This is a genomic window from Allomuricauda sp. MMSF_3307 (assembly GCF_030733585.1).
Classification (GTDB): Bacteria; Bacteroidota; Bacteroidia; order Flavobacteriales; family Flavobacteriaceae; genus Flagellimonas.
Window position 1 is genome coordinate 110882 of sequence record NZ_JASHIQ010000004.1, and the last position, 12710, is coordinate 123591.

The following is a 12710-nucleotide window of genomic DNA, read 5'->3' on the forward strand; positions in this document are numbered from 1 at the left end:
GCTAACTAAGTGTTTTTATAAAATGGCAGTTTTACCACCGTTGCAGGAACCTTGTTGATTCGTATTTGAATAAAAATTGGAGATTCCACCTTGGAATGTTCCATGGTAACATATCCCAAACCGATTCCTTTGGAAAGGGAGGGGGACATGGTGCCCGAGGTCACCTTGCCTATTTGATTGCCCTGACCGTCCAAAATTGGATAGCCAGCCCTTGGAATCCCACGTTCCTCCATCTGGAAGGCAACAAGTTTTCTTTTAGATCCGTCTGTCTTTTCCTTCGATAGGTTTTCGCTGTTCACGAATTCCTTGGTGAATTTGGTAATCCAGCCCAAGCCAGCTTCCAACGGGGAGGTGGTTTCGTCAATATCGTTTCCGTAGAGGCAGTAGCCCATTTCCAAACGCAACGTATCACGGGCCGCCAAACCAATGGGCTTGATGCCGAAATCGGCGCCGGCTTCCAACACCTTGTCCCATACCTGTTGTACTTCGGAGTTTTTGCAATAGATTTCAAAACCGCCCGAACCAGTATAACCCGTTGCAGAAATGATGACATGCTCAATACCGGCAAAATCCCCTACCACAAAGCTGTAAAAGCTAATGGACGCCAAATCAACAGAAGTCAAACTTTGCATCGCCTCCACTGCCTTTGGGCCCTGAATGGCCAAAAGTGAATACTCTTCTGAGATATTTCTCATGTCGGCACCAATGGTCTCGTTGTATTTGGAAATATGGTCCCAATCCTTATCAATGTTGGATGCGTTCACCACCAAAAGATAAGTTTCTTCCTTGACCCGATAAATGATCAAGTCGTCCACAATACCCCCCGTTTCGTTGGGCATGCAACTGTACTGCGCCTTGCCGACGGTCAATTTGGAAGCGTCGTTGGTCGTCACTTTCTGGATCAGTTCCAAAGCTTTGGGCCCTTCGACCAAAAACTCGCCCATATGTGACACATCGAACACACCCACCGCCTTGCGAACGGTTTCATGTTCCACATTTACACCTTCATAAGAAACGGGCATGTTGTAACCCGCAAAGGGCACCATTTTGGCTCCCAACGCTTTGTGCGTTTCGGTAAGTGCAGTATTTTTCATCGGCTCTAATTTTACGATGGGCAAATTTATAGAATTAATTAAGGATACCCTTATTTTCGGGTATTATGATTTTGCTAAAACTGAGGTCATATTCCATATTTGATATGCCCAAAATTTGTATTTTCATCCAAATATGTAATCATGTCAAAAATCAAATGGAGCCATTTGTCGGCTATTTTATTCATAACCGCTGGGATTTCCCAGGATTTGCCCACTGACTATCTTCCGGCCAATTTTCATAAGGATAGAAGGGATGCCGTAAGAGCTAAACTGCCTCCTAATACCGCAGTAGTGCTTTTTGCCAACGCAGAACGCAATCGGGCAAACGATGTGGACTACGTGTACCATCAGGACCCCAATTTTTACTATTTGACAGGGTACAAGGAGCCGAATGCCGTGCTGATTCTTTTCTCCGAAACCCAGACCGATGCCTCCGGAAATACGTTTGATGAAATATTTTACGTGCAAGAGCGAAATGCAAGAGCCGAGCAATGGACCGGAAAACGCTTGGGTGTTGAAGGCGTCAAGGAAAAGCTGGGTTTTAATATGGTTTTTAATGGTAGTGAATTTGAGAATTTCCCCTTGGATTTTCAATCTTTTGATAACGTTTCCTTTGTTGATTTTCATAACGACTATCGTGATAAACCAGGAACGGCAGATTTGTTTGATTTGGTCAAAACCTTCAAGATAAAGGCAAACTACCCTGCCGATTATAACCCTATACGAAACCAGTTGTACAAAAGAATTGCTGGGGCAACCGCCGATAATTCCGCTGAGGTCGCTGAAACTATCCAAAGATTTATGGAGCGGAATCCCGAATTGCAAGAAGATGATTTGCTCAACGATTTCGTGGAGGCGAATTCCGATGAGATCCGCGATGAAATCAAAAACAAAGTGCTCGTGGTCCAAAGATCTTCCAATCTGGATTCCAGTATCCTGCCTTCGGTGATGGCCGAATTACGACAGGACAAAACCCCAGAGGAATTGAAATTGCTCAAAAAGGCCATCGAAATTTCCGCAGTAGGTCAAATAGAGGTGATGAAGGCCATGCACCCCAATATGTCCGAGACTGAGATACAGGGCGTTCACGAATATGTGTACAAAAGGTATGGTGCCGAGTACGAGGGTTATCCCTCGATTGTGGGCGGTGGCCATAACGGTTGCATTCTTCACTACATCGAGAACAACAAGACCAAGGTAGGAGATGATTTGGTGCTGATGGATTTGGGAGCGGAATATCATGGTTATACTGCTGATGTGACCCGCACTATCCCTGCCAATGGAAAATTTTCGCCAGAGCAGAAAGCTATCTACGACATCGTTTATAACGCCCAGGAAGCCGGGATTGCTGCCAGTGTCGTCGGTGCATCCTTCGACGAGCCGCACAAGGCCGCTTTAACGGTGGTGACCCAAGGGTTGATGGATCTCGGAATCATTAAGGATGCCAAAGAGGCGAGAATCTATTTTCCACACGGAACCTCTCACTATTTGGGGCTCGATGTCCACGATGCAGGTACCTACCAAGCCTTCAAGCCCAATCAAGTGATTACTGTTGAGCCAGGAATTTATATACCCGAAAACAGTGCCTGTGATGAAAAGTGGTGGGGCATTGCTGTTCGAATCGAAGATGATATCTTGATTACGGAAGATGGGCCTGTCAACCTTTCCGGCATGGCACCACGAACCACCGAGGCCATCGAGGAAGTGATGAAGCAGCCTAGTCCGTTGGACAGTTTTAAACTGCCCAAACTGGATTAATGCTGCAGCAAGTACTGTTTCAGCTCCTCGTAGCTCCCAATTCGATGTGATTTTTTCTCCTTGTCCATCACTTTCTGAATCTGCGGGGGAATAGCTGGGCCTATACCCAGTGTTGCTTCCACCACATCCAAAAACTTGACGGTATGGGCCGTTTCCAAGAAAATACCAAAGGTATCGGGGTGGGATTTTTGATATTCCTTTAACCCAAGATATCCCACTGCACCGTGGGGATCCATTACGTAGCCCGTTTTGGTATACACCTCTTTCATGGTTTTTTTGGTAGATTCATCCGAAAAGGAATAGGAGGAGAGGTTGTTTTGAAGTGTTTCCAAATCGTTCTGGTACAAATGCCTTATCCGCACAAAATTACTGGGGTCTCCCACATCCATGGCATTGGAAATTGTCGCTACGGAAGGCATGGGCTCATATACACCTTTTTCCATGTATTTAGGGACCACATCGTTAACATTGGTCGATGCTACAAAATGCTTGACGGGCATGCCCAATTTTTGGGCCACCATTCCAGCACAAACATTTCCAAAATTACCCGAAGGCACCGAAAATACGATATCCTTTCCTTTTGATTTGGCTTGCTTGTAGGCAAACAAAAAGTAGAACAGTTGGGGCAGCCATCGGGCCACATTGATGCTATTTGCCGAGGTCAATTTTTTATGGTCCGTGATTTCAGTATCCAAAAACGCTGTCTTCACCATACGCTGGCAATCGTCAAAAACACCATCCACTTCCATGGCCTCGATATTTTGGCCCAAGGTGGTCAGTTGTTTTTCTTGGATTTCACTCACCTTGCCGCTGGGGTAGAGGATGACCACTTTTACCCCATCAACCCCTAAAAAGCCATTGGCAACAGCACCGCCAGTATCTCCAGAAGTAGCCACCAATACCGTAACATCCTGTTTTTGCCCTTGTGAAAAGTAGCCCAAACAGTTTGCCATAAATCGGGCGCCGACATCCTTAAAGGCCATGGTGGGCCCGTGGAAAAGCTCCAAAGTGGCTACATTTTTTTCAATGTCAACCACTGGAAACTCAAAATCCAAGGTGTTCGCTATGATTTCTTTCAGGACTTCATCGGGAATATCGTCGCTCACAAACTGGTGAATGGCTTTGAAAGCTATTTCGTGATTGGAAAGCTTTTCAATAGTTTTAAAAAAATCGGTATTCAGTGGAGTAATTTTCTCAGGAAAGTAAAGGCCTTTATCCGGTGCAATTCCAGCAATGACCGCTTCCTTGAACGATGCCCGTATATGTTGATTGTTTAAACTGTAAAATTTCATGGGGTTCAGGTAATTTTTTTTACGCCTTGGCTGTTTACTTTGGAAATATGAATGTCGAAATCGATACCTATATTTTGATAGGTTTCCTTCATGGATGCTGCCACTTGTTGGGCTATCATTTCACCTTTGCTCAAGGCAAAAATGGAGGGTCCGGAGCCTGAAATACCACTGCCGAGTGCCCCTGCTTCTAAGGCGTTGGCCTTGATGTCGTCAAAAGCGGGAATCAAAATGGAACGGATGGGTTCTACGATATGGTCCTCCAAGGAACGACTTATCAAATCATAATCATTTTGAAAAAGCCCGGCGATGAGTCCGCCCAAATTGCCCCATTGCCGAATGCCTTGTTGCATGGAAATGGTCGTCTTCAAAATTTTTCGGGAATCGGATGTCTTGATTTCAATTTGCGGATGGATTACCGTTGCGTACAATTCCGAAGGTGTCGGTATGGGGATAATGTCCAAAGGTTCGTAGCTACGGACCAATGTAAATCCACCATAAATGGCCGGGGCTACATTATCGGCGTGGGCCACATCGCTTGCTAGTTTTTCTCCCTGCATGGCAAACTCGACCAATTCGAGCTTTGAAAAGGGCTTCCCCAAGAGTTCGTTCATGGCCCAAACCGCTCCAGTGGAGCTGGCTGCGCTGCTACCAATACCGCTCCCAGGTTTGATGCGCTTATCAATTTCAATCTCAAATCCGCCCTTGTAATCACTTTTGTCCAAAAGCGCCAAACCAGCAACACCTGCAACATTTTTCTCAGCTTCCAAAGGAAGGTCTTGCCCCATGATCTTTGAAATACGAATCCCTTTTTCGGGAATCTTGCGAACCGTCATTGCATCACCCACCGAATCCAACGCCAAACCGAGCACATCAAATCCACAGGATACGTTGGCTATGGTCGCTGGGCAAAATACCTTGATTTCTTCCATGGGTTAAAAGTTTCCGATTCGTACAATATCTGCAAAGATACCCGATGCAGTCACATCTGCCCCCGCTCCGGCACCTTTTATGATCAAGGGTTGGTTCACATAACGGTCGGTAAAGAACAAAACGATATTGTCACTGCCTTCCAAATTATAAAAATCGTGCCCCTTGGGAATTTGCTGTAGGCCCACTTTCGCCTTTCCATCCTCAAACTGTGCCACATATTTTAATTTGCAGTCCTTCGCAGCTGCGTCGCTGTACAATTTTTGGAAATCGTCCTCATATTTTTTCAAGCTTTCAAAAAAGGCTTCATTCGAATCGGTATCCAAGCTTTCTTTTGGCAGAAAGGATTCATTTTCAATGTCATCGATGTCCAATTGATGACCGCTCTCCCTGGCCAATATCAAAATCTTTCGCATCACGTCCACGCCGCTCAAGTCGATGGTCGGGTCTGGTTCGGTGTAGCCTTGTTCCTGTGCCTGTTTTACCACATCGTGAAAGGTGGTGGAATCATCGAAGGTGTTAAAGACAAAATTGAGACTGCCCGATAACACAGCCTGTATTTTTCTGACCCTGTCCCCAGAGGCAATCAAATGCTTTAAGGTGTCGATGATGGGCAATCCCGCACCAACATTGGTTTCAAAGAGGTAGGGGGCATTATATTGTTTGGCCAATTGTTTCAACTCCTTGTAGTAGGTATAGTCCGAAGAAGAGGCAATTTTATTGCAGGTCACCACCGAAATGCTGTTTTTGAGGTAGCTTGCATAGCTTTTCGAGACTTCTTCGCTCGCCGTGTTGTCCACAAAAATGCTGTTGCGGTAGTTCAAGGTATTGATGCGGTCGAAAAATTTCTGCTTGTCCGCCGGTTCGCCTTGCTCCAATATGCTTTCCCAATCCTTGAGGGAAATCCCGTTTTCATCAAACGCCATGGTTCTGGAGTTGCTCATGCCGATGACGCGTACATTCAGTTTTAGCTCTTCTTTTAAATATTTTTTCTGCTGACGGATTTGAGCCAAGAATTTGGAGCCTACGTTACCAACGCCCATTACAAAAAGGTTGAGCTGCTTGATGTTTTCCTCAAAAAAGGTTTCATGAAGCGAATTGAGCGCCTTTTTGACGTCCTCTTTTTTGATGACCGCCGATATGTTCCGCTCGGATGCTCCTTGTGCAATGGCCCGAATGTTCACGTTGTTTTTGCCCAAGGTGCTGAACATTTTACCGCTCAGTCCTTGATGGCTCTTCATATTATCTCCGACCAAGGCGACAATGGTAAGGTCTTTTTCAACGATGACCGGCTTTATCTTTTTGGTAGAAATCTCGAATTCGAAAGTTTCGTTTACGGCCTCCGCTGCCACATCCACATCTTGGTCGGCAATACCAACGCAGATGGAATGTTCGGATGAGGCTTGGGTGATCAGCACAATACTGATGTTCTTGACCGAAAGCGTCTCAAAAAAGCGTTTGGAGATGCCCGGAATTCCAATCATCCCAGGACCTTCAAGTGATAATAGACTAATGTTGCCCACATGACTGATGCCTCGGACGGTTTTGCCATTTCCATTGGTGTTTTTGGCTACTAGCGTACCTGGGTTTTTTGGGTCGAAAGTGTTTTTTATGGCAATCGGAATTTCCTTGCCCAATACGGGTTGAATGGTAGGCGGATAGAGTACCTTGGCTCCAAAATGGGAAAGTTCCATGGCCTCTTGATAGCTGATGTGGGCCACGCACTTTGCCTGTTTCACCAACTTGGGGTTGGCCGTGTACATTCCGCTCACATCGGTCCATATTTCCAACATATCGGCATCCACAGCGGCGGCGATGATTGCAGCAGTGTAGTCGGAGCCTCCTCTGCCCAAAGTAGTCAAATCACCACTTTTACTGGAAGCGACAAAGCCGGGCAATAGGGTGATTTGATGTTCGGCGGAGTCAAAATAGGCCTTGCAATTGGCATTGGTGATTGCAAAGTCGACATTGGCCTTGCCAAAATGGTTATCGGTTTTGATGAGTTCCCTACTGTCCTTGTAAACTGCATCCAATCCTTCGGATTTCAAAAATTCACTGATAATAAATGAGGAAAGGAGTTCCCCATAGCTGACGATTTTATCGGAAAGCTTTGGCGTTATCTCCCCAATCAAAAAGGAACCTTCCAAAAGGGTTTCCAATACATTCAGTTCACTTTTCACTTTGCTCAGGGCCGCACTTTGGGATTTGACGGGAATCAGTTCCCGAATAGCGGAGATGTGCCGATCTTCAATCGCCTTGAGGCTATTTTTATAGTTGATATCTTGTTGGGAGGCCGCTTGAGAGGCGTTAAGAAGCACGTCGGTCACCCCTCCAAAGGCGGAAACGACTACCGCAATTTGCTGCTCTTTCTGTTGGGCCAAGATAGATTTGACCTTATTGATGTTTTCTGGATTGGCTACGGAAGTGCCTCCAAATTTTAGAACTTTCATAAATAAAAGGTGTTGAAAAAAGTTGTAAACAGATTAAAAAACGGACGGATTGATATATAGCAGACTTACCCCAAAGGGGTGGTAATGGTAATGGTGAAGATAGATGAACCAGTATTCATCAAATTCCAGTTGTTATCCGTTTGTTTTATCTCCATTGCTCACAATTGAGGTGTTAAATGTAGTATTTTTGATAACCGCATCAAATCATACGAGTTGGTTTTGCGAAATCTGTATTAATACACCATATTTTTTGCTGAATGAAAATATTTTCTGCCGATCAAATCTATCAAGCTGATAAATCCACAATTGAAAAAGAACAGATAAAGAGCGAAGAGCTTATGGAACGAGCTGCGGACCAACTCTTTGAGTGGCTGCATTCCCGTTTGCGGGGCACCCAAGTAAATATTCAATTGTTTTGTGGTATTGGCAACAATGGTGGCGATGGTTTGGTACTGGCCAGAAAGTTGCAGCAACATGGGTACTCTATCAAGGTACATGTGGTCAACTATAGCGATAAGCGTTCGGAGGATTTTCTGCTGAATCTGAAACGGTTAAAAGAGAGCAAAGTGTGGCCCAATGTGATCGCTGAGGAAAGTGATCTGCCTGAACTATCGGCCAATGACATAATTGTAGATGCTATTTTTGGGATTGGTCTCAACCGTGCCCCGGACGATTGGGTGGGAAATTTGATTGCCCATATCAATGCTTCCCAGGCCTTTGTTTTATCTGTTGATATTCCCTCGGGGTTGCCTGTGGACAAAGCTCCATGGAAACCCGAATACGTAATACAGGCCAGTTATGTGCTCAGTTTCCAATTTCCAAAGTTGGTGTTCTTTTTGCCAGAGACAGGTGTGTATCTCAACCAATGGGAGATTTTGGATATAGGTCTGGATGCTGATTACATTGCCAAGACCGAGACTGCGTTTGAATTGATTGGTAGACCAGAGGTTTTGCCGCTTTATCGACCTAGATTAAAATTTTCGCATAAGGGAAATTATGGCCATTCGGTCATTATAGGAGGAAGTTATGGGAAAATTGGGGCCGTTCAATTGGCGAGCAATGCCTGTTTGACTGTTGGAAGCGGATTGGTAACGGCCTTTGTGCCCAAATGCGGTTACGATTCCCTACAAACTGCGGTTCCAGAGCTTATGGTTTTGACAGGTTCCCGTGAAAAGTACATTTCAGATATTGAAATTCCATTTGAGGCCACCGTTGTTGGGGTAGGTATGGGAATGGGCATGGACGATGATACGGTTTCGGCCTACGCCAGTTTTTTGAAGAGTTCCGACGCGCCCATGGTAATCGATGCCGATGGGTTGAACATTTTGTCCCAAAACCCGGAAATGTTGAATGATGTGCCGAAGATGTCGGTACTGACCCCCCATCCGAAAGAATTGGCCCGCCTAATGGGCTATTGGAATTCAGATTTTGAAAAATTGGAAAAAGCCATGGCCTTTTCGGCGAAGTATGACGTGGTCCTTGTACTTAAAGAGGCGCATACGATTACCGTATACAAGGATAAAGGCTATGTAAACACTACGGGGAATCCCGGTATGGCAACCGCTGGGTCTGGCGATGTGCTCACAGGAATGATCACGGGTCTTATCGCTCAAGGATACGAATCTTTAGAAGCAGCCATATTTGGTGTTTACCTGCACGGTTTGGCAGGGGATTTGGCGGTGTCGGTAAAAGGATATGAGGCCATGAAGGCATCCGATCTTGTGGAACATATCGGGAACGCTTATAAAGAACTATTTCGTCAACCCGAAGTGGAACAGAAGGACAATGCTTGAGGATTAAGCGCTGTTCCGGCCTTTTTTGAGACCTAGTCTTTTTTGTACCCAAGCTAGGGCATTGTCATATTCGATAAAAAACTCCATGGGTTTTTTGTAGAACATCTTTTCAATATTGAAATTGTGCATGTCAATTTCTTTCTTGGAAACGATGGCGAAGGCCTTGAGGTTGTCCAACCCCCTCAAATAATTGTACACGGTGGGATCTATCGCATAGGAATTCTTTCTCAGGCTGATGTAACCAAAGTCCTTGTCCCTAAAATGTATTTCAGAAATACCGATGATTTGATAGGTCCTCTCCAGTGTAATGGTGGCACCTTCATCGAAAGAAGCGACCATGTAGTTGTCAAAGACCTGCACGGTTCCCACCTCCAGCTGATACTCGCGTACCACCACAGTCTTCTTATTAGAAGTTATTTTCATCCCCAAGTGTAATTATAGTGTCTCGCTTACGAAAGTATGTGTGGATTACACTTAACGAAAAAATAATAGATTAAACGCTAAAATATCGTTTATACGGTAAATACAGGGCATAAAAAAAGCTGACGTCAGTCAGCTTTCTTTTTTATGATCATCCCGTGAAGTTACTTTTCGGCTTCCGGTGATTTCTCTGCTTTTTTAATCTCGATGGTGAGTTCCTCTTTTTTCTCGTCAAGTTCCATGAAGATGCTATCACCCTCTTCCAATTTGGAATTTACGATTTCTTCCGCCAGAGCATCCTCAATATACTTTTGGATGGCTCTCTTTAGCGGTCGTGCCCCATATTGTTTATCGAAACCTTTGTCAGCAATATAATCCTTGGCTTCGTCGGATAGTTTTAGTTCGTAACCAATATCCTTGATGCGCTGGTACAGTTTGTTGAGCTCGATGTCGATGATTTTGTGGATATCCTCCCGCTCCAATGGGTTGAAGACCACTACATCGTCTATCCTATTCAAGAATTCAGGGGCAAAAGCCTTTTTAAGGGCGTTTTCAATGACACTTTTCTGGTGGGTGTCGGCCTGCGCTTTTTTGGCAGCTGTTCCGAAACCGACGCCTTGCCCGAAATCCTTCAACTGTCTGGCCCCAATATTGGAGGTCATGATGATGATGGTATTCCTAAAATCGATTTTGCGTCCAAGGCTATCCGTTAGGAAGCCATCGTCCAATACCTGCAGCAACATATTGAATACATCCGGGTGGGCTTTTTCCACCTCATCGAGTAGCACTACGGAGTATGGCTTGCGACGAACTTTTTCCGTCAATTGTCCACCTTCTTCATAGCCTACGTATCCGGGGGGCGCTCCCACCAATCGCGATATGGCGAACTTTTCCATGTACTCGCTCATATCGATTCGGATAAGGGCATCTTCGGAGTCAAAGAGTTCCTTGGCCAAGATTTTGGCCAGCTGGGTCTTACCGACACCGGTCTGTCCCAAGAAAATGAACGAGCCTATGGGTTTGTTCGGGTCTTTAAGTCCTGCTCTGTTCCGTTGTATGGCCCTGGCAACCTTGGATACCGCTTCATCTTGACCGATAACAAAACCTTTGATGAGGTTGGGCAGTTCGGCCAGTTTGTTGCTTTCGGTTTGTGCAATTCTATTTACAGGAATTCCGCTCATCATGGAAACTACATCGGCCACATTGTCTTCGGTAACGGTTTCCCGGTGCAGTTTGCTTTCTTCTTCCCAGCGTTCCTGAGCGGTGGCCAATTCCTTTTCAAGACGTTTTTCGTCGTCCCTCAGTTTGGCCGCCTCTTCGTATTTCTGTTTTTTGACGACACTGTTCTTTAATTCGCGCACATCTTCCAATTGGCTTTCCAGCTCCAAGATTTGCTTGGGAACATCCATATTGACGATGTGTACACGCGAACCGGCTTCATCCAAGGCGTCTATGGCCTTGTCCGGTAGAAAACGGTCGGTCATATATCTGTTGGTCAATTTAACACAGGCCAAAATGGCTTCGTCCGTGTAATTGACATTGTGGTGCTCTTCGTACTTGGCCTTGATGTTCATCAAGATCTCAATAGTTTCCTCCACAGAGGTAGGCTCAACCATTACCTTTTGGAAACGACGTTCCAAGGCACCATCTTTTTCAATGTACTGTCTGTACTCATCCAGAGTGGTGGCACCGATACATTGTATTTCGCCCCTTGCCAATGCAGGTTTGAACATGTTGGAAGCATCCAAACTGCCCGTTGCCCCACCGGCTCCTACGATGGTATGTATCTCATCAATAAATAGTATGATGTCATCGTTTTTCTCCAATTCGTTCATCACGGCTTTCATCCGCTCCTCGAACTGTCCACGATATTTGGTTCCGGCCACCAAAGAGGCCAAATCCAAGGTCACAACTCTTTTGTTGTACAGGATTCGGGAAACCTTTTTGTTGATAATGCGCAATGCCAATCCTTCGGCGATGGCACTTTTACCCACACCGGGCTCACCAATAAGGAGAGGATTGTTCTTTTTGCGCCTGCTCAATATTTGAGAAACGCGCTCAATTTCCTTTTCCCTGCCCACTACGGGGTCCAATTTGTTTTCCTCGGCCAAGCGGGTAAGGTCCCGTCCAAAATTGTCCAGAACCGGGGTCTTGGACTTTTTGCTTCCTTTTTGCGAAGCACCGGAGCCGAAGGAACTTTCTTTGCTATCTCCCATATCATCTGTGTCCCCAGGGAAAGATTCCGCTTGGGGTGTATCTATATAATCATCGTCGCTGGTGATCATGGATTTGAATTGTTCCTTGACATTATCGTAATCCACTTTCAGTTTGTGCAACAGCTTGGTAGTCGGATCGTTCTCGTTCCGCAGAATACAGAGCAATAGGTGCGCTGTGTTGATGGAAGAACTCTGGAAAAGCTTTGCTTCCAGAAAAGTGGTCTTCAACGCCCGTTCCGCTTGGCGGGTGAGGTGAAGGTTCTTCTTATCTTTCTGCATAGTGCCCGTATTTGTTGGGTTTGCCGGACTCAGGATTTCCACCTTTCTACGCAGGTGGTCCAAGTCCACATCGAGTGCATCCAATATATTTATGGCTTTGCCATTTCCGTCTCTTAAAAGACCGAGCATCAGGTGTTCCGTGCCAATAAAGTCATGGCCCAGTCTGAGGGCTTCCTCCTTGCTGTATGCTATAACGTCCTTTACGCGGGGGGAAAAATTATCGTCCATACGTTTCTCTTTCAGCAATTAAAATTAATAAAAGTATTGTTATGGTGGTCAAATACCGTACCCTTATTCGATAAAGTAATGGTAAATGTCGGAATAATTAATGTTTTTTGGCGATTTAACAAACCTTTATTATGGCATCATCCGCAATAGCCCAACTGTTGATAATTTTTTTAATAAAGTATTCGCAAAGGGTTATAAAGGCTGCTATTTTCTGTATATTGCCATGATAATTTAACCACAAAATAACAATACA

At 45.2% G+C, this 12710-nt stretch carries 8 protein-coding genes; 2 read left to right on the forward strand and 6 right to left on the reverse strand.

What is annotated here, in order from left to right:
- Positions 1-5: 5 nt before the first annotated feature.
- A complete protein-coding gene (gene gcvT, locus RBB12_RS11290) occupies positions 6-1094 on the reverse strand; it encodes a glycine cleavage system aminomethyltransferase GcvT (RefSeq protein WP_306014354.1) in 1089 nt (362 codons plus the stop codon).
- A gap of 141 nt (positions 1095-1235) precedes the next feature.
- Here gcvT and RBB12_RS11295 point away from each other — a divergent pair, with 141 nt between their 5' ends.
- Positions 1236-2852, forward strand: coding sequence for an aminopeptidase P family protein (locus tag RBB12_RS11295; protein ID WP_306014353.1), 1617 nt, complete (start codon positions 1236-1238; stop codon positions 2850-2852).
- Here the strand turns inward: RBB12_RS11295 and thrC are convergent.
- From thrC to thrA, 3 genes are read right to left on the reverse strand one after another with little or no spacing between them, the layout of a single operon-like run.
- Complete coding sequence (gene thrC, locus RBB12_RS11300; RefSeq protein WP_306014352.1) at positions 2849-4144, reverse strand: threonine synthase; 1296 nt, start codon at positions 4142-4144, stop codon at positions 2849-2851. The genes RBB12_RS11295 and thrC overlap by 4 nt on opposite strands.
- A gap of 5 nt (positions 4145-4149) precedes the next feature.
- On the reverse strand, positions 4150-5073 hold the full coding sequence (locus RBB12_RS11305; RefSeq protein ID WP_306014351.1) for a homoserine kinase: 924 nt from the start codon (positions 5071-5073) through the stop codon (positions 4150-4152).
- Positions 5074-5076: 3 nt separating this feature from the next.
- Entirely contained in the window at positions 5077-7521 is a 2445-nt protein-coding gene (thrA, locus tag RBB12_RS11310; protein WP_306014349.1) for a bifunctional aspartate kinase/homoserine dehydrogenase I, read from the reverse strand.
- A gap of 257 nt (positions 7522-7778) precedes the next feature.
- Between thrA and RBB12_RS11315 the strand changes: the two genes are divergently transcribed.
- The gene (locus RBB12_RS11315; RefSeq protein WP_306014347.1) at positions 7779-9314 is read left to right on the forward strand and encodes an NAD(P)H-hydrate dehydratase; all 1536 of its coding nucleotides are present in this window, start codon (positions 7779-7781) and stop codon (positions 9312-9314) included.
- Positions 9315-9317: 3 nt separating this feature from the next.
- Here the strand turns inward: RBB12_RS11315 and RBB12_RS11320 are convergent, their stop codons facing one another.
- Both RBB12_RS11320 and RBB12_RS11325 read right to left on the reverse strand, forming a co-directional pair.
- Positions 9318-9737, reverse strand: coding sequence for an STAS/SEC14 domain-containing protein (locus tag RBB12_RS11320; RefSeq protein WP_179385399.1), 420 nt, complete (start codon positions 9735-9737; stop codon positions 9318-9320).
- Positions 9738-9898: 161 nt separating this feature from the next.
- Positions 9899-12457, reverse strand: a complete 2559-nt coding sequence (locus RBB12_RS11325; protein ID WP_306014346.1) for an ATP-dependent Clp protease ATP-binding subunit — start codon at positions 12455-12457, stop codon at positions 9899-9901.
- Between the last annotated feature and the right edge of the window lie 253 nt (positions 12458-12710).